At 65.4% G+C, this 18,586-nt stretch carries 17 protein-coding genes; 11 read left to right on the forward strand and 6 right to left on the reverse strand.

The annotated features are described in order from the left end of the window. Positions 1–5 precede the first annotated feature (5 nt). From P1IM2_RS01505 to P1IM2_RS19005, 5 genes are all read right to left on the reverse strand, one after another. Positions 6–560, reverse strand: coding sequence for a gamma carbonic anhydrase family protein (locus tag P1IM2_RS01505; protein WP_186401219.1), 555 nt, complete (start codon positions 558–560; stop codon positions 6–8). Further along, positions 557–2,812, reverse strand: a complete 2,256-nt coding sequence (locus P1IM2_RS01510) for a spermidine synthase (protein WP_186401220.1) — start codon at positions 2,810–2,812, stop codon at positions 557–559. Before P1IM2_RS01510 ends, P1IM2_RS01505 begins: the two co-directional genes overlap by 4 nt. Continuing rightward, positions 2,809–3,351 (reverse strand): GNAT family N-acetyltransferase, encoded by a 543-nt coding sequence (locus P1IM2_RS01515; RefSeq protein ID WP_186401221.1) that lies wholly within the window; start codon positions 3,349–3,351, stop codon positions 2,809–2,811. Before P1IM2_RS01515 ends, P1IM2_RS01510 begins: the two co-directional genes overlap by 4 nt. Continuing rightward, the gene (gene hemB / locus P1IM2_RS01520; protein WP_186401222.1) at positions 3,348–4,346 is read right to left on the reverse strand and encodes a porphobilinogen synthase; all 999 of its coding nucleotides are present in this window, start codon (positions 4,344–4,346) and stop codon (positions 3,348–3,350) included. The genes P1IM2_RS01515 and hemB overlap by 4 nt, the downstream gene beginning before the upstream one ends. Positions 4,347–4,431: 85 nt before the next feature. Next, a complete protein-coding gene (locus P1IM2_RS19005) occupies positions 4,432–5,988 on the reverse strand; it encodes a M23 family metallopeptidase (protein WP_186401223.1) in 1,557 nt (518 codons plus the stop codon). Between the two features lie 271 nt (positions 5,989–6,259). On the opposite strand from P1IM2_RS19005, the gene P1IM2_RS01530 reads away from it, so the two are divergent. The 3 genes from P1IM2_RS01530 (at position 6,260) to fdxA (ending at position 9,825) form a co-directional block, all read left to right on the forward strand. Beyond that, positions 6,260–9,076: a helicase-related protein gene (locus P1IM2_RS01530; RefSeq protein ID WP_260833914.1), complete on the forward strand. Its 2,817-nt coding sequence runs from the start codon at positions 6,260–6,262 to the stop codon at positions 9,074–9,076. Next, the gene (locus P1IM2_RS01535) at positions 9,076–9,405 is read left to right on the forward strand and encodes an RNA-binding S4 domain-containing protein (RefSeq protein WP_186401225.1); all 330 of its coding nucleotides are present in this window, start codon (positions 9,076–9,078) and stop codon (positions 9,403–9,405) included. The genes P1IM2_RS01530 and P1IM2_RS01535 overlap by 1 nt, the downstream gene beginning before the upstream one ends. 81 nt (positions 9,406–9,486) lie before the next feature. Next, on the forward strand, positions 9,487–9,825 hold the full coding sequence (fdxA, locus tag P1IM2_RS01540; RefSeq protein ID WP_003043060.1) for a ferredoxin FdxA: 339 nt from the start codon (positions 9,487–9,489) through the stop codon (positions 9,823–9,825). 395 nt (positions 9,826–10,220) lie between these two features. On the opposite strand, the gene P1IM2_RS01545 is transcribed toward fdxA, so the two are convergent. Further along, a complete protein-coding gene (locus P1IM2_RS01545) occupies positions 10,221–11,918 on the reverse strand; it encodes a Fic family protein (protein ID WP_260833889.1) in 1,698 nt (565 codons plus the stop codon). 550 nt (positions 11,919–12,468) lie between these two features. On the opposite strand from P1IM2_RS01545, the gene tldD reads away from it, so the two are divergent. The 8 genes from tldD (at position 12,469) to P1IM2_RS01585 (ending at position 18,586) form a co-directional block, all read left to right on the forward strand. After that, positions 12,469–13,911, forward strand: coding sequence for a metalloprotease TldD (tldD, locus tag P1IM2_RS01550; RefSeq protein WP_062903028.1), 1,443 nt, complete (start codon positions 12,469–12,471; stop codon positions 13,909–13,911). A 213-nt stretch (positions 13,912–14,124) separates the two neighbouring features. Beyond that, a complete protein-coding gene (locus P1IM2_RS01555; protein ID WP_186401226.1) occupies positions 14,125–15,339 on the forward strand; it encodes a hypothetical protein in 1,215 nt (404 codons plus the stop codon). 88 nt (positions 15,340–15,427) lie between these two features. Then, the gene (locus P1IM2_RS01560; RefSeq protein WP_186401227.1) at positions 15,428–15,832 is read left to right on the forward strand and encodes a hypothetical protein; all 405 of its coding nucleotides are present in this window, start codon (positions 15,428–15,430) and stop codon (positions 15,830–15,832) included. Between the two features lie 9 nt (positions 15,833–15,841). Continuing rightward, positions 15,842–16,420, forward strand: a complete 579-nt coding sequence (locus tag P1IM2_RS01565; RefSeq protein WP_186401228.1) for a DUF924 family protein — start codon at positions 15,842–15,844, stop codon at positions 16,418–16,420. Positions 16,421–16,448: 28 nt separating this feature from the next. Then, positions 16,449–17,024, forward strand: a complete 576-nt coding sequence (locus P1IM2_RS01570; RefSeq protein WP_186401229.1) for a pyridoxamine 5'-phosphate oxidase family protein — start codon at positions 16,449–16,451, stop codon at positions 17,022–17,024. After that, positions 17,025–17,237, forward strand: a complete 213-nt coding sequence (locus P1IM2_RS01575) for a DUF2007 domain-containing protein (RefSeq protein WP_003043073.1) — start codon at positions 17,025–17,027, stop codon at positions 17,235–17,237. It begins immediately after the preceding gene. Between the two features lie 74 nt (positions 17,238–17,311). Then, a complete protein-coding gene (locus P1IM2_RS01580; protein ID WP_062901098.1) occupies positions 17,312–18,028 on the forward strand; it encodes an endonuclease/exonuclease/phosphatase family protein in 717 nt (238 codons plus the stop codon). Positions 18,029–18,247: 219 nt separating this feature from the next. Then, positions 18,248–18,586 carry a P-II family nitrogen regulator gene (locus P1IM2_RS01585; RefSeq protein WP_003043080.1) on the forward strand — a complete coding sequence of 113 codons (339 nt, stop codon included), beginning with the start codon at positions 18,248–18,250 and terminating at the stop codon, positions 18,584–18,586.

Genomic DNA, 18,586 nt, shown 5'->3' on the forward strand with positions numbered 1-18,586 from the left:
AAGGTTCAGCCGTCGATCGCCGCCTTGTGCATGCGTCCGTTGAGGACATAGTGGGCAACGCCCATCTGCATTCCCGCCGCCTGCGCGTCGCCGATTTCGCGCACCCGGCGCGCGGGCGACCCGGCCCATAGTTCGCGGTCGGGAATCTCCTTATTCTCGGTCAGCAGCGCACCCGCCGCGAGCATCGCGTCGCTGCCGATGCGGCAGCCGTTCATCACCGTTGCCTTCAATCCGACGAAGGCGCGGTCGGCGAGCATGCAGCCATGCACCATCGCCATATGGCCGATCAGCACATCCTCGCCGATGATCGTCGGATAGCCTTCGGGGCGGCTCGGCATCGGGCCGTCGCAGTGCACGACGCTGCCGTCCTGGATATTCGACCGCGCGCCGATAACGATACGGCTGACGTCGGCGCGCAGCACGCAATTATACCAGATGCTGACATCGGGTCCGATCGTCACATCGCCGATGATCCGGCAGCCGGGCGCGATGAAAGCGCTCGGATCGATCTGCGGCGACTTGCCGTTGACGCTGATGATGCTGACGTCCGTGTAGGTCATTCATGTTTCCCGATCAGATTGCCCCAGAGAAGTATCGGTAGCGTGGACGCATAATCGTCGGTCCAGCGCTCGAACCCCGCCTCGCTACGCAGCGCGACCCAAGTGTCGTTCGCGGCGGCATTCTGACGGGGGCGCAGGCCGTGCGTCAACTGGGCAAGGCGGGCGGGCGTCGCCGTCAGCGCCACCCAGTTCGATCCGGTGAGATCGCCGAACTCGCTGTCCTCCGGCCCCGGGTCGAGCCGGATCGCCGCGCTCCACCCGCGGCCTCGCGCCTCGGCAGCAAGCACGGGTTCGAGATCGAAGAAGCGGTTCGAGATATGGACGAGCAGGATGCCGCCGGGGCGCAGCGCGCGCGTATAGGCGTCGAACGCCTCGCGCGTCAGCAGATGCAGCGGAATGGCGTCCGACGAAAAGGCGTCGATGACCAGCACATCAAAGCGCGCGGGCGGCAGCTTCGCGATCTGCAGGCGCGCATCGCCGATCACGATCGGCGTATCGGCGGCGCAGCGCGACAGGAAGGTGAATTTGGTGGGATCACGCGCGATATCGGCCATGACCGGGTCGATTTCGAAGATCGTCCAGTGCTGCCCCGCCTTGCGATAGCAGGACAAGGTTCCCGTCCCCAGGCCGACGATGCCGACAGCGGCATCCGGCCCGGCGAGCTCGGGTAGCCTGTCGAGCGTCAGGCCGACCCCAGACTGATGGCCATAATAGGTGGTCGGATCGAGTTCGTGACCGGGCGTCGTGCGCTGGAGTCCGTGCAGCGTCGTGCCATGCGCGAGCCGCCGCTGCTGATGATAGCGATCGTCGGTGACGGTGTAGATGCCGAAATAGCTGCGCACCCGCATCCCGTCGCGCCCCTTTTCGAGCGTCTGGACGCCCCCGAATCCGAGCATCAAGAGGAAGAGTACGGCAACATAGGCCCAGCGCCAGCGAATGACGAGCAGGCCGACCGCCACGATGATCGCCGCCCAGACGACATGCGCGCCGTGCAGCGTCCCGTCCCAGCTCGCCACAAGCTTCCACGATGCGAAGGCGGCAATCGCGACCAATGCGACGACGACGGTTAGCGGACGGCGCAGTCCCAGCCATTTTTCCCACGGCAGCAATGCAGGCAACGGCAAAAGCATCGCCGCGGCAAGCACGAGCACCGGATGCTCATAGACCCAGTTGAAGACGAGCGGCGCCACCAGCGCTGCGAAGGCGCCGCCAAGGACGCCCCCCGCAGACATGATCAGATAGAACAGGGTCAGATACCGCGGTCCCGGCCGCAGGAAATAGAGATAGCCGTGGAGCGCGGTCGCGACGACGAACAGCATGACGAGGCTCGCCAGCGCGACGAGCATCGTGCCGCCGCCCGTCCCGAGCAGCGCCTGCCCGCCAACGAGCAGCAGCAGCGCCGGGGCGATCGTGACGATCACGTTGGTGAGCGACGTCCAGCTGGAAAAAGCGATCACGAAACTCAGCAGATAGAGCCCGAGCGGCAATACCCAGAGCAAAGGCATCGCGACGATATCGGTCGTAAGATGCGTCGTCGTCGACAACATCAGGCCCGACGGAACCGCGGCGATCAACAGCCAATGCACCTGTCGCCGCCAGTCCGGCCTGGCTTCGTCGCCGGCCGTGTCAGTCGGCTGGGCGCTTTCCGGGCCGCGCCCCCAGCGCGCCGCGGCGGCGGCCGCAACCAGCATGAACAGCAGAACATAGCCCAGCGTCCAGCCGATGCTCTGCTTCTCGAGTGGCAGCAGTGGTTCGACGAGCGCTGGATAGCTGATCAGCCCGGCGAAGCTGCCCAGATTCGAGGCCGCATAGAGGAAATAGGGATCGCCGGCGCGCGGATCGGCGGCGAACCAGCGCTGCATCAACGGCGCCTGCGCCGAAACCGCGAAAAAGACCGGTCCGATCGAGGCAAAGAGCAGGAGCGGCACCCACAACGCCTCCTGCCCCGGCGCCGGCGGTGCGATCCGTGCAAGGCCGACCGGCAGCCACAGCGCGGCAACGAGCAGCAGGCCGAGATGGATCATCGCCTGCCGCCGCACCGCGAAACGCCCGAGCCAATGCGCATAGGCATAGCCGCCAAGGAGCAGCGCCTGGTAGACGAGCATCGCGCTGTTCCACACCGCCGGCGCCCCGCCGAGCCGCGGCAGCACCATGCGCGCGACCATCGGCTGAACGAGGAAGAGCAGGAAACTGCCGACCAATATGGTCAGAACGAACAGGAGCCGACGCGGCCCACGGTCGGCGACGGTCATATGCGATCCCAATCTGCGCGAGAAAGCGAATAGGTAACATGGCGGCGCAATCGGTCGCCCGCGTCGAGCTTGGGATGATCGAAGTCGAGCCCGGTGCAATAGCGCATACCGAGCCGCTCCATCACCGCGCGGCTGCGACCATTGTCCTCCCACGTGATGGCCCGAATTTCGTCATCGTCACGATTGGCGAAACTCCACGCCGTTGCGGCCCTGGCAGCCTCGCTCGCATAGCCGGCGCCCCAACAATCGCGTGCCAGGCGCCAACCGATTTCGAGCATGTCCCGCACCGGATCGATATCGCCGCGGATCACGCCGCACCATCCGATCAGCCGCGCATCGTCGCGGCGTTCGAGCGCCCAGAAGCAATGGCCATGCTCGCTTTCGTGCCGCTGCATCCATTCGATCCGCGTCGCCGTAGCCGCCATGTCAAGCGGCGGCCCAAGCGTCGCCATCACATCGGGATCGCTGCAAATTTGCTGAAAGGGCGCGAGATCGCTTTCGCGCCAAGACCGCAAAACCAGTCGCTCGGTTTCGATCATGCAGCGAGGAGCCTCGCCGCGTGCAGTGCGTGATAGCTCAAAACCCCCGACGCGCCGGCGCGGCGGAAGGCGAGCAGGGTTTCGAGGACGAGCGCGTCGCGGTCGCCCGCGCCTGCCGCGGCGGCGGCCTCGATCATCGCATATTCGCCCGACACCTGATAGGCATAGACTGGCACCGCGAAAGCGTCCTTCACCGCGCGCACCACGTCGAGATACGGGAGGCCCGGCTTGACCATCACGCTGTCTGCGCCCTCGGCCAGATCCTGTTCGACCTCGCGCAGCGCCTCTTCGACGTTGGCGGGGTCCATCTGATAGGTTTTCTTGTCGCCCTTCAGCAACCCGCGCGACCCCACCGCATCGCGGAAGGGACCATAGAAGGCCGACGCATATTTGGCGGCGTAGCTCATGATCTGGACATGGCCGAAGCCCTCGATCTCCAGCGCTTCGCGGATCGCACCGATGCGTCCGTCCATCATGTCGCTGGGCGCGATGATGTCGGCGCCCGCGCGCGCCTGGTTGAGCGCCTGGCCGACCAGCAACTCGACCGTTTCATCGTTGAGGACATAGCCCGCCGCGTCGATGAGCCCGTCCTGCCCGTGGCTGGTATAGGGATCGAGCGCGACGTCGGTCAGCACGCCGATCGCATCGCCGAGCGTGTCCTTGATCGCCGCGGTTGCGCGGCACATCAGATTGTCGGGATTGAGCGCCTCGGCGCCATCCTCGCTGCGCCGGTCGGGCTGCGTATAGGGAAAGAGGGCAAGACAGGGGATGCCCGCATCGACCGCATCGCGCGCGCGCGCGACGAGCAGGTCGACCGACCATCGCGAAACGCCAGGCAGGCTGGTGATCGGTTCTTCGACGCCGTCACCCTGACAGACGAATAGCGGCCAGATCAGATTGGCGGGGGTCAGCTGCGTCTCGCGCACCATCGCGCGGCTCCATGCGGTTCGGCGGGTGCGGCGCAGGCGCAGGTCGGGGAAAGCGGCATGAGTCATGCCCGTGTGCATAGCGGCGCTTGGTCGCCGGGCAAATGGATATTGGATATCGGTGCGCCCCGCGCACCGACGGGAAAGCCCGACGTCAGATCCCTTCGCCGGCCCGCTTCGACGCGGTGTCGGCGAGCGAACCGAGCTTCCGCCCTTCGGCGGGCCGGACGGCGACCGGCGTCAGCGCGGCGCCGACCGAGACCGAGGTGAGCTGGCGAATGCGGGCACGGAAGTCGGCGAGCGCCTTGCCTTCGAGCTGTGCGCGCGTCACGAAGCTGACCGACAGCGGGTTCACCGCGACGCCGTTGCGGTAGACTTCATAGTGAAGATGCGGGCCGGTCGATAGGCCACTCGACCCGATATAGCCGATGACCTGACCGCGATTGACATGCTGGCCGGGGCGCACCGCAATGCGGCTCATATGGCCATAACCGGTGCCGAGACCGGCGCCATGGTTCAGTTTCACATAATTGCCGAAACCGCCGGTCCGCCCCGCGATCGTCACCACGCCGTCGCTGACCGCATAGATGGGCGCGCCGTAACCGCCGCCGAAATCGACGCCGCTATGCATGCGCGTATAGCCGAGGATCGGATGGCGGCGCATGCCGAAGGTCGAGGTGATGCGGCCGTTCGTCGGACGGATCATGCCGCCGCGCTGCTGCCCGATGCCCGAGGCCTCATACCATTGGGTTCGGCCGTCGACGGTCCATTCGATCATCGACAGCTTCGGCTTTCCGCCGCGCACCAGCCCGGCATAGAGCAGCTTGCCAGTCTCGCTCTCGCCCGTTTCGGCGCGGCGATGGTCGAGGATGATGTCGAATTCGTCCGATGAGCGAATATCGCTGCCGACCGAAATCTGGCGGCTGATCACGCGCAGATAGGATTGGATCGCCTCGGGCGGCGCGCCAGCGGCGCGCGCCGAGCGATAGAGGCTGTCGCCGACCCGGCCGCGAATGCGCAGCGGCGTATTGTCGACCGCGATCGGGATGCGGCGCATCACCAACCGGCCGTCGATGCGCTCCATCTCGATCCGAAGGTCGAAGCGCGCCCGCATCGCAAGCGCATCGACCGGGCGCGGCATCGTGCGTGCGGCGCGGCGGCCGAGGATCAGGTCGATGCGCGTTCCCGCGGCAATATCGGACAGCGGGACGGCGCCCGCGACCTGGCTGGCGATCGCCTGCGCATCGGGGCTGCCGACGCCCGAGCGTTCGAGCACGCGGGCGAAGCTATCGCCTTGCCCCAGTGTCGCGGTGAGTTCGATCTGCGGCCGTTCGGGCGTCTGGGCCAGCGGGCGCACCGCGTCGGTTGCCGCCATATGGCGCCCGGTATCGCCGCCATAGGCGATCGGCACGATCATCTGCGCACGCGCTTCGTTGAAGTCCGATGCGTCGAGCGCCGGAGCGCCGCCGATCTCGAGCGGCTTCAGCCCCGGAAAGGTCGATATGGCCGTGCCGCAGAGCAAGGTGAGCGTGGCCAGCCCGCGCCACCATTCCGCCGATCCGATATTGTCGCCAAGGTCGGGGACGAGGTCGATATGCGCGAAACGGTCGCGCAGCGCGTCGATCCAGGACAGCGCGCGGGGCGGTTCGTCGGCAACACGGCGCAGCGAAATCGCCTGCGACATCGACAGGGTCGCGGCATTGCCCGACATACCCGCGATGGGTTCGTGACGCTGAAACAAATCGCAATCCCCGCTCGACGGGCCCCCAAAGCCCGGCCGTCGATCATGTTTTCGACCCGAGGTCTGTAAACAAAGGCCGTTAAAGTCAATTTAACGGCCACGCGAACGTGCTGGCTTGCGGCCAGTCGTGGCGCGTGCGGGTTATAATGTGCCGCAATCGGGAAATCGACCGGATCGACCCGCCTTCGTCGATCCGCTGTTGCGCCGCCGCGCCGCCCGTGCCAGCGTTGCATCCAAGAAAATGCCGTCCCACTCCTCCCACCCGGTCAAGGCTGTCCTTGGCCCCACCAACACCGGCAAAACCCATTTGGCGGTCGAGCGCCTGACGGCGCACGCCAGCGGAATGATCGGCTTTCCGCTGCGCCTGCTGGCGCGCGAGGTCTATGACCGGGTTGTCGCCATCAAAGGGCCGGCGCAGGTCGCGCTCGTCACCGGCGAGGAACGCATCTGGCCCGCCGAAGCGCGCTATGTGCTGGGCACGATGGAGGCGCTGCCGGTCGACCGCGACGTCGCCTTCGTCGGCATCGACGAGGCGCAGCTCGGCGCCGACCCCGAGCGCGGCCATGTCTTCACCGACCGCGTGCTGCGCGCGCGCGGCCGCGAAGAGACGATGATTCTTGGTTCGGCGAGCATAAAGGGGCTGGTGCGCGATCTGGTTCCCGAAATCGAGGTGATCAGCCGGCCGCGCTTTTCGACGCTGAGCTATGCCGGCGCCGCGAAGCTGTCGCGCCTGCCCAAACGATCGGCGATCGTCGCCTTCTCGGCTGAGGAGGTTTATGCGATCGCCGAGATGCTGCGCCGTTTTTCGGGCGGGGCGGCGGTGGTCATGGGGGCGCTCAGCCCCAAGACGCGCAACGCGCAGGTCGCGATGTTCGAAGCAGGCGAGGTCGACTATCTCGTCGCCACCGACGCGATCGGCATGGGGCTCAACCTCGACGTCCAGCATGTCGCCTTCGCGAGCCTGCAGAAATTCGACGGCCGTCGGGTCCGCCGTCTGACCATATCGGAAATGGCGCAGATTGCCGGACGCGCCGGGCGGCACCAGCAGGACGGCAGTTTCGGCACTGTCGGTCAGCCACAGGGCGGCTTCACGCCTGAGGAAATCGCCGCGATCGAAGGGCATCATTTCCCGCCGCTGACCAGCCTGTTCTGGCGCAATCCGGCGCCGCGCTTCGATACGCTCGACACGCTGATCGCCGACCTTGCGCGGCCGCCGGAGCACAAGGCGCTGCGCCCCGCCCCCGAGGCCGTGGATATTGCGGTGCTCAAGCATCTGGCGAGCGACATGGAGGTGCGTGCACGCGCTGGCGAAGCCGCTGCGGTGCAGCGCCTGTGGGACGTGTGCGGCCTCCCCGATTTCGAACAGCTCGGCCCCGAACATCATAGCCGCACCGTTCTCAAGCTGTGGCAGTGGCGCACGAGCGGCAACGGGATGATCGACCCCGACTGGTTCGCGCGCCGCCTCGCGCGGCTCGACCAGGTCGACGGCGATATCGACCAGCTCGCAAGCCGCATCGCCGCGGTCCGCACCTTATGCTTTATCGCCCAGCGCGGCGACTGGATCGAAGGCGGCGCCGGATGGACCGAGCGCACGCAGGACCTCGAATCGCGATTGTCCGACGCGCTGCATGCGGCGCTCGCGCAGCGCTTTGTTGATCGCCGCCTTGCGCTGCTGATCCGCGATGCGGGGCAGCGCCACGCCGCGCTGCCGGTCGCGGTCGGCGCCGACGGCACCGTCGCCGTCGACGGCGAAGCGATCGGGACGCTCAAAGGCTTTCAGTTCAAGGTCGACCCCGGCGCGCGCGCCAGCGATCACCGTCTGTTGCTCGCCGCCGCCGAGAAGCATCTGCGCGCCGAACTCGCGCGCCGCGCCGCGCTGCTCGCAAGCGGCGAGGACCAGGCGATCGAACTGGTCAGCGAAGCCGGCGCGCCGCCGCGGCTCGCCTGGCACGGCCAGACGATCGCGACACTCGCGCGCGGCCCGACGCTTGTACAGCCGGCAATCCAGATCGACCCGTCGCTGCGGCGGCTCGAACCGCAGCAGGTGCAGGCGATTGCCGAGCGGCTGCAGATTTTCGTCGCCGAACAGCTCGCGCGCCACGCCGCGCCGCTGGCCGCGATGGGCGAAGCGGCCGGCGACCTCTTCACCCCGCCGCACGTCCGCGCGCTGCTCGCCGCGCTCGTCGATGGCGGCGGCATGGCGCCGCGCGCGCAGGTCGAGGCGCAACTGGGCGCGATGAGCGCGGACGAACGCCCCTATCTGCGCAGGCTCGGGCTGACCGTCGGGTCGCTCGACCTATTTCATCACCTGCTGCTCAAGCCCGAAGCCGTGCGTTGGCGCGCCGCGCTGCTCGCGGCGCAACAAGGAAGCGCGCCGATCCCGGCGCTCCCGCCGCAGGGCGCGGTGCTGCAGAAGACCGGCAACCACGGCGGGCTGCGCATTGCAGGCTTTCGCCGCTGTGCTTCGGGCTGGCTGCGCATCGACATGGCCGAAAAGCTGGCGCGCCAGGCCCATGCCGCGCGCCTGAAGGCCTCGCATCCGCCGACCGAGCCCGTCGCGGGTGCAGCCGAACATCATGCCGACCATTCTGACGGCGCCGACGAAGGTCAGGGGGTTTCGGCCGCGCCGCCGCCCGGCTTCATCATCGACCCGGCGCTCGCCACATCGCTCGGGCTTGACGAGGAAACGCGCCGCGCGCTGCTGCAGGCGTTCGGCTTTCGCAGCGTCGGCGATCCCGCGCTCCAGCGCTGGCGCTGGTCGGGGCTTAAGGCCGCCGACAAGCGCAAGCGGCGCAAGCACAAGGTGGGCGACAATCGGCCTGAAGCAAAAGCCGCGCCCTCTACCGACGGACACCCGGCGCGGCACCGAGCCAAGCCGGGCAAGACCGGCAAGCCGACCACGGCAAAGGGTCAGCGGCCCCAAGGGCAGCAGCAGGGCAAAGCCGGGGTGCGGCCACCACGAACCGACCGTCCCGAGCGCCCGGTCCGGCGCGGCCCGTCGCCGAACAGCCCCTTCGCCGGGCTGGCCGCGCTAATGGCAGAGGCGCGCAAGGACTGATGGCGAGCCCCGGCGCAGCAGGCAGCATCCGGCTCGACAAGCTGCTCTGGTATCTGCGCTTCGCGCGCTCGCGCAGCATCGCGCAGGCGATGGTCGCGGCGGGCCATATCCGTCTCGACGGCCGCCGTGTCAGCCGCGCGTCGGTCGCGGTCCATCCCGGCGCGACGATCGTGCTGCCGGTCGGCGAACGCATCGAGGTGATCCGCCTCCTGACCCTGCCGCCACGCCGCGGTCCCGCGCCCGAAGCGCAGGCTTGTTACGAACGACTGGCCCCTGCGCCGGCCTCCCGGGAAAATGAGAGTGATTCGCAACTGGCGGCGGACCATTGACGCATCGCCGCCACGCGGCATAGGAGGCGGGGAATCGCAACAAGGGGCGGCAGCAATCCGCCACGAAGGGAGCCCTTACCCATGACCTATGTCGTCACCGACGCCTGCATCCGCTGCAAATATATGGATTGCGTCGAGGTTTGCCCCGTGGACTGCTTCTATGAGGGCGAGAATATGCTCGTCATCAACCCCAATGAATGCATCGATTGCGGCGTGTGCGAACCCGAATGTCCCGCCGAGGCGATTCTGCCCGATACCGAGAGCGGCCTTGAAAAATGGCTGGAAGTGAACAGCAAGTTCAGTGCCGAATGGCCGAACATCACGACCAAGAAGGACAGCCCTGCGGACGCCGACGAATATAAGGGCGTCGACGACAAATATGAAAAATTCTTCTCGCCCGAACCGGGCGAAGGCGACTGAGACCAAGAACAGGGCGAATTGTTAAGTTAAGACTATGTGATTGAAATAATTTTTCAAATCACATCCGCGTAATTTCAGACCCACACGGCCCCACCGCGCATCTGAATTCACGATACAGTCCGTTCCGTTCAATTCCTCTGCTATTGTTGTCTGAGATTGTCTATTCTACTCCATCGCGCAACGACAATAGGCCAAAGTATTTATCGCCATAAGATTTGAGGTCTGAAGTTGTCATGCGCAGCCTCGGGGGAGCGACCAGCGGGGAGGCGCGCGATGGGTAGGATTGGCCGATTGCGCTCGGGCGGCTTTCAGTGAGCAGACAACGAGAACGGACGTTCTGAGTTGCTGGAGAATGATTAGTCGAAAGCCGCCTCCCAAGTGCGACCGTCAATCAATCAACGCGCGGCGGGCAGCTCGGCCGTTGCCTCGCCGTTCAGCGCCCGCGTTACGAGGTCCGCGAGAAACTCGGCAAACGGCACAATATCCTGCTCGCTGCTCGCTGCTTCCAGTGCGACCATATAATCCTTGCGACGCTCGACCGGAATGACAGTCCAAGGGTAGCCGCCGGCCGCGAGCATGAGATTCATGAGGAAGCGGCCGGTTCGTCCGTTCCCGTCCATATATGGGTGAATATAGACGAATATGAAATGGCCGAGCACGACACGAACCGAGGCGTCTTTCTCCTCTCTCAAAAGCTCGAAGAACACTGGCATAGCATCACGCATCGCATCCGGACTCAGCGGTACATGAAGCGCTCCGCTCAGATAAACCTGTCCGCTGCGATATCCCGCAAGATCCTTCGCTTCGACCAGCCCCGCCTGAACGTTGGGGCTGAACATCGCCCGGTACCAGTCGCCATGATCCGCATCAGCGACTTCGCCGGGATTGGCACCGCCAAGCACATCGCGGACGCTATCCAGAACCGCTTGATAGGCGAGCCAGTAGCCGCGGGCTGCGAGGCCGTTCTTTAGCTCGCGGTCGGCGGCATCGGCATCGGGGTTCCAAGCGCCGCTGCGCACACGGTCGATAAGTTCGGGGCTTACGCGATATCCCTCGATCGACAGCGAGTGATAAGCGTCAGTAATATAATTGTCCTGAACGCTTTTGAGAAAGGCCTCGACGTCACCCGGAAGCCCGGGCGCCCTCGGAAAGCGCTCGATGATCGGGCCGCGCATCACATCCCACATGAGCCGAATGCGCCCGGCATAGGGCGAACGCTCGCGCGGCGGCATAACGGAAAGCTTTTGCTCGAACGGATCGGTTTCTCGAACCCGGTATCCCGCCCCGTCCATCGCCTTTAGAATATCGTCTGCAATCCGCCCGCGCCCGATGTTGCGGAATGCGCCGGCAAGCCGACCGGCAACGGTACTTTGCCCTTTATCCAGCAGGCGCTCGAGAAGCTCCGACGCGTCACGGATCGTCGCCAGCGCCGCGCGCGCGTCGATTGCATTGGCTTCGAAATAGCCCGGACTCGCCGCGATCAGCGCAGCGGGGATCGAAAAAAGCCTTAGCCCGTCCTGCACGACGAGGTCGTTTCCTTCAGGGATCGCAGCCCTCGTGTCGAAGAGCGATGTGCCGAGTAGTAGCCCGGTTGCCTTGTTACCGGCTTTCTTGGCCCGAACGAGCAACTGGCGGGGAATAGTCCGGTTGCCGGTCTGCAATGCGAGAGAAAGCTCGGGCGTAAGCGACCATGTTTCGCCGAACCGCTCGGCGAGATATTGGGCGCAGAAGCTCCAATAGGCGGTGTACCAGATACCGCTTTCGCCTTGCATGGTTTCCGGCGGGCTGGCGATGTACCAGCCTTTCATCACGGGCCTTAGAAACCCGCGCCGAATGAGGAGTTCACGCTGCGGCCTGTCGAGATCCTCGCTCCGAATTGCCACACGCCCATCATTTTGCAGCTGATGAAGCGCTTCGAGCGCGTTGGCCAATTTTTCCTGCGGGGTCGCCATTTGCATCTCTTGGAGTGATTTTAGGTTATTCGGTGGCACAGTTTTTAGGTTATTCAGATGTACGCTTTTTAGGTTATTATGCAAGACGAATTTTAGGTTTTCTTGTGGAGCGATTTTTAGGTAATTAAGATAGCCGCGCACAGCCGAGTCCACTACTCAGCTTGGCTGCAGGTCACGCTCATGGCTGCGCGAAAAGATGGCGCGCTGAGCGAGGAAGATTATCTGCGGGCCGTTCGGTGATCTTGCTTATATTCTGGCTCATCTGACACCCACCGGAGCAGATATCTTTTGGATCGAAAGCCCGGCTGGAGTGATATCGCACGATGACATAAGGACGGCTTACAAAGCAGGGCAGATTCATCGCGTAAATTAGCCAGTTGCTGACCACCTCGCGGGAAGCCGTCGCGCAACAACCGCGAGTAGCGAGAGTGATGCGATAGGCCGAATTGGCGGCAGATACCCGAAACGCCTCTCGACCCCGCAGCAAAGCTGGAGTTCTGAAAAACAGTTCGGGACTATGGGAGATTAGAAGGCCGCGGACAGGGCGGATTTCCCCGCCCTTTTCTTTTGCAGTTCCCGCCGCTGATACGGGGAGTGCTGCAAGGCCGCGCACCGCCTGTCGTTGAAGCGCCGCGGCACGGCGGCACCGAACGGGCTTTGCGCCATGGCTATGCGCGCCTATATCATGCGCATGACAAGCCCCACCGATCCCCGCCGCTTCCTGTACCGCACCGATGCGCTCGACCCCGATCTGGCGCAGAAACTCGCGCGCGAGGCACTGGCGAAGGCCGACGATGGCGAGCTTTATCTGCAATATCGCGCGACCGAGAGCTTCGGCTTCGACGACGGGCGCCTGAAGACCGCCGACTATTCGACCGACGCCGGCTTCGGGCTGCGCGCCGTGTCGGGCGAAATGACGGGCTTTGCGCACGCCAGCGACGTCAGCGCCGGCGCGATCCGCCGCGCCGCCGAAACGCTCGCGTTGCTCGATCCCGCAAAGCAGGCACCCGCCGGCCCGCCGCCGCGCACCAACCGCCACCTCTATGACGAGGCGAACCCGCTCGACCTTATCCCCTTCGCGAAGAAGGTCGACCTCTGCCAGAAGATCGACGCCGCCGCGCGCGCGCGCGATCCGCGCATCGTCCAGGTCTCGGTCGCGCTCGCGGGCAGCTGGTCGGTGGTCGAGATCGTCCGCGCCGACGGTTTCCTCGCAACCGACATACGCCCGCTCGTCCGCCTCAACGTCTCGATCGTCGTCGAGGAAAACGGGCGGCGCGAGAGCGGCTATTTCGGCCTTGGTGGCCGCTACATGTACGATCATCTGTTCGAGGATGCGCAGTGGAACCGCGCGATCGACGAGGCGCTGAACCAGGCGCTCGTCAACCTGCGCGCGGTCGACGCCCCGGCGGGCGAGTTCACCGTTTTGCTCGGCCCCGGCTGGCCAGGCGTGCTGCTGCACGAAGCGGTCGGCCACGGGCTTGAGGGCGATTTCAACCGCAAGGGCACCAGCGCCTTTTCGGGCCGGATCGGCGAGCGCGTCGCAGCGGCGGGCGTCACGGTGGTCGATGACGGCGCGATGGAAAGCCCGGTCGGCGGCGGCCGCCGCGGGTCGCTCAGCATCGACGACGAGGGCACGCCGACCGGCGAGACGATCCTGATCGAGGACGGCATCCTCAAGGGCTATATGCAGGACCGCCTCAATGCCCGGCTGATGGGGGTCGAGCCCACCGGCAACGGCCGCCGCGAAAGCTTCGCGCACGCGCCGATGCCGCGAATGACCAACACCTTCATGCGCGGCGGCAACGACGATCCCGCCGAGCTGCTGAGCCGCGTCAAGAACGGCATCTTCGCCAAGAGCTTCGGCGGCGGACAGGTCGACATCGTGTCGGGCAAGTTCGTCTTCAGCTGCACCGAAGCCTACAAGATCGAGAACGGCAAGATCGGGGACTCGATCAAGGGCGCGACCCTGATCGGCGACGGGCCGAGCGTGCTGACCAAAGTCAGCGGCATCGGCAACGACATGGCGATCGACGAAGGCATCGGCATCTGCGGCAAGGGGGGCCAGAGCGTCCCTGCGGGCGTCGGCCAGCCGACGCTGCTCGTGAACGGCCTGACGGTGGGCGGGACGGCGTGACAATCGCCTGACTGCGAGGAAAAGTGAAGTAGCAATCTCGATCGGCTGGCCTTGCGTGGCGGCGATGACTGGAGATTGCGTCGCTTCGCGCGCAATGCCGAAGACTGTGACTGCCCTCACTTGGCGTTCGCCCGATCCGCGCATATAGAGGGGCAAACAGAATAGATTTCGGTCGCATCATCCGTGGGGCACCCCCACAACAGGGAGGTTTGCATGCGTTCGAGTCTGCGTTTCGTGTCCGTCGCCGCCGTTGCCGCGATGCTCGCCGCCGTTCCGGGATCGGCGCAAAAGACCACCGGCCCCAAGGAACGTTATGAAATGGACGTCGCGACGATGTCCGGTTTCGCCGCAATGGCCGGGGGCGGTCGCGGCGGCCTGGGCGGCGCGATGAGCATGATGTTCGGCGGCGACCCGTCGAGCCGCGTCGCCTACACGCTCAACCTTCGTCTCGGCTCCGATCAGTCGCCGACCGCGCCGCCGCCCAAGGGCGATCATTATTTCGAACCGCAGGCCAAGCTCGGCAAATCGGTGCCGCTGATCGCGCCGCCGCGCGCCGAAGGCAGCTACACCACCGAATTCGAACGGCCCAAGGGGCGACTGCTGCTCTATTGGGGCTGCGGCGCCAAGGCCGGTCCCGGCCAGCCCGTCATCATCGATTTCGCCAAGGTCGCGGCCGGACAGGTTCCGCCGGGCCTCTTCTCGAGCGCGGTGCCAATCATTCGCGAGGTCAGCCAGGCGAACAGCAAATCCTATGTCGACTGGCCGAACAGCAAGGGCGGCAAACAGCCGCAGGCGGGATCGTCGCTGATCGGGGCGCACCGGATCAACAGCAATGTCGGGTCGGACATCAATTTCAATCTGGCGCAGGATTATATGCCGGGACTCCAGGCGTCGACCGCGCAACAGGCCGACGGATCGGTGATGATCCGCTGGGGGGCACTCCAGCCCGCGACCGGTTACGTCGCATGGACGATCGGCGGCATGGACCGCGGTGGCGGCAGTGGCGACATGGTCTGGTGGACGAGCAGCGCATCGAAGGAATTCGGCGGCGGCCTGTGGGATTGGCTCCCCCCGTCGGTCGTCGCCAACCTGATCACGAAAAAGATCGTGATGCCGCCATCGCAGACGAGCTGCCAGATCCCGGCCGAGGTCAAGAAAGCGTCGGGCGAAATGATGATCGGCAACCTCAACGCCTTCGGCCCCGAAGCCAATTTCTCCTATCCGCCCAAACCCGCGGGCAATGCGGTGTGGAATATCGACTGGACCGCCAAGGTGCGCTTCCGGTCACACACCATGCTGCTCGTCGGCGCCGATATGGGCGGCATGGGCGCGATGGGCGGCAGCAGCGCTAGCACCCCCGCCGAACCGCCCAAGAAAAAGAAGTGCAAAAGGCCGCTCGGCATCCCGCTGCCCGACGGCGCCTGCTGATTTCCCCCGGCGCTTTCAGGCTCGGTTCACGCGTCTCCGTCTATGGGATGGGGAAGGGTAGGACATTTCGAACCGCAGGAGCCCTGTCATGCGTCCGCTGATTACCGCCATCATCGCCGCCGCCGCTGTCGCGGCGGTTCCCGCTGCCGCCACCGCGCGCGAAAAGCTCGCGCCCGAGGCGCAGCTTGCCAAGCTGCTCGAAGGCCGCGTCGCCGGCAAGGCGCGCGACTGCATCTCGCTCTCGGCGGTCACGAGCAGCCAGGTCATCGACAAGACCGCGATCGTCTATCGCATCGGCGACACCCTGTGGGTCAATCGGCCGAAAAATGCCGACAGCCTCGACGAGGATGATGTACTGGTGACCAAGACGACGACGTCGCAGCTCTGTTCGATCGACACGGTCGAACTGCACGACCGCAGCAGCCACATGTATAACGGCTTCGTCTCGCTCGGCGAATTTACCCCCTATCGACGCGCGGGATCGAACCGATAGATAAGGGGAATGTTCGACGACGACCTATCCGCTCCCCCGCCGCCGCCCGCCGACTGGCCGCATCGGCTGCTCGCCTTCTGGTTCGACAGCCACGGCATGGACGACTGGTACGGCGGCGGCGCCGATTTCGATACGGCGGTACGCGATCTGGCGGCCGACTGGCTGGCGGCGCTGCGCAGCCAGCCTGCCGAGGCCTTTTTGACCGACCCCGACACCGCGCTCGCCGCAACGATCCTGTTCGACCAGGTGCCGCGCAACATTTTTCGCGGCAGCGCAGAAGCCTTTGCAACCGACGATCTGGCGCGCCAGATCGCGCGCGGCATCGTCGCGCAGGGCTGGGACCAGCACTGGCCCGACGCACGGCGTCAATTTGCTTATCTGCCCTTCGAACATAGCGAGGATATCGCCGATCAGCGCGAATCGCTGCGCCTGATGTCCGAACTCGCCGATCCGGTCTTCCACGACTATGCGCAGAAGCATTTCGACATCATCGACCGTTTCGGACGCTTCCCGCACCGCAATGCTGCCCTCGGCCGTGAAACGCGTGCCGATGAGCAGGGCGCGATAGAAGAGGGTAAGAATTGGTGATAAGCCGGCGGCCGAACGGAGCTTTGCCATGGCCGAATTTTTCGACGCGCTGACCGAAAAACACGTCGCTTTCATCGAGAAGCAACCCATATTTTTCGTCGCGACCGCGGCCGCCGACGGGCGCGTCAACCTGTCGCCCAAGGGCTATGCCGACAGCTTCCGCATCTTGTCCGGCAGCCAGGTCGCCTATCTCGACCTCGGCGGATCGGGGAACGAAACCCATGCGCATCTTGCGGCCGAACAAGCCGAGCGCGGACGCATTACGATCATGTTTTGCGCCTTCGACCGCAGCGCGCTGATCCTGCGCCTCTATGGCCGCGGCCGTGCGGTGCTGCCGCAGGATGAGGAATGGGATGCGCTCGCGGCGCATTTCAGTCTGCTCCCCGGCACGCGCCAGATCTTCGTCATCGATATCGACAGCGTGCAGACGAGCTGCGGCTGGGGCGTGCCGATGATGGAACTGCAGCACGAGCGCGACACGCTGCAGAAATATCATCGTCAGGCCGATCCGGTCGAATGGACCGAAAAGTTCAAGGGCCGCACGCGCAGCATCGACGGACTGCCAACCCGGCCGACCGACCGCTATATCGCGGGCGAAGCCTGAATGGCGCTGGTCGAACTGGTGCGGATGCCGAACGGTGCCGAGGCCGAATTGCTGCGCGGCCGCCTCGAAAGCGCCGGGGTTCCTGCTGTCTGCTTCGACGCGGGGATGAATATCGCCGAAAGCGTCGGCCTCGCGATTCCCGTCCGCGTCATGGTGCTCGACGAGGATCTCGCCGACGCGCGCGCCTTGATGGCGGAGTTCGGGATCGCCTAGGATGCGGATGACGGCTGCAACCCGGAGCCGCCGCCGTTCGTCTTTACCGCAATGAAAGCAGCCCGCCCTCTCCCATGATCCCGCCCCCTCCCACGATCAAGGTCGCCAGCTACAATATGCGCAAGGGCATCGGCCTCGACCGTCGCCGCGATCCGGGGCGGGTGCTGTCGGTACTCGGCGAACTCGATGCCGACATCGTCGCCTTGCAGGAGGCCGACCGCCGCTTCGGCACGCGCGCGAGTGCGATCCCGCCGCACATGTTCGAAGATCATAGTGACTATGTTCCCGTCGACCTGCTGGACGGCCGCCCCTATGCGATCGGCTGGCACGGCAATGCGCTGCTCGTGCGCAAGGGCGTCGTGGTCGAGGAGAGTCACGCGCTCCATCTGCCGACGCTCGAACCGCGCGGCGCGGTCGCCGCGACGGTGCGCGTCGGCGATACGCGGCTCCGCGTCGTGGGCATGCATCTCGACATTTCGGGGCTGCGTCGGCGCCAGCAGGCGCGCGCCATCCTCTCGCATGTCGCCGAGGGCGAAAAGCTGCCGACGGTGCTGATGGGCGACTGCAACGAATGGCGCAATCGCGGCGGCTGCCTCCATGATTTCGGCGAGCATCACCGCCTCGTCGACACCGGCCACAGCTTCCACAGCCGCAAGCCCGTCGCGCGCCTCGACCGCATCTTCGCCTCGCCCGATCTCGAAGCCCTGGATGCCGGCGTCCATCAGAGCGCGCTCGCCGCGCGCGCATCCGACCATCTGCCGATCTGGGCGCGGTTCAAGCCCGCCGGCTGACCGGCCGCGCCCTCCCAAGTCGGGCGGACAGGCATAAGCGCGAGGAGCGCATCGCTGCTCAAAATTTAGGCAAATGCCTGCCTCGCCTGCCCAGGTTGCGACCGATTGCACCTGCCGGGCGGTTAAAACTCGTCACAAAATGTTAACTTTCCCGCCCCTCGCCGCAATTTGGCACGGCTGTTGCACCGCAACATGGTGCCATAAGCAAAAGGGGGCATCATGAAGCTGATCCTTGCTATCATTAAACCGTTCAAGCTCGACGAGGTGCGCGAAGCACTGACCGGGCTGGGCATCGCGGGAATGACCGTCACCGAGGTCAAGGGGTTCGGCCGGCAGAAGGGCCAGACCGAAATCTATCGCGGCGCCGAATATGCAACCAACATGGTGCCCAAGGTGAAGATTGAGCTCGTCTGCGACGATGCGCTCGCACCGCGGGTCGTCGAAACGCTTCAGCAAAGCGCCGGAACCGGGTCGATCGGCGACGGCAAGATTTTCGTCCTCGACGTCGGGCAAGCCGTGCGCATCCGCACCGGCGAGACCGGCGAGGCGGCGCTGTGA

Source organism: Sphingopyxis sp. P1IMeth2 (assembly GCF_900185685.1).
In the GTDB taxonomy this organism is placed as follows: domain Bacteria; phylum Pseudomonadota; class Alphaproteobacteria; order Sphingomonadales; family Sphingomonadaceae; genus Sphingopyxis; species Sphingopyxis terrae_A.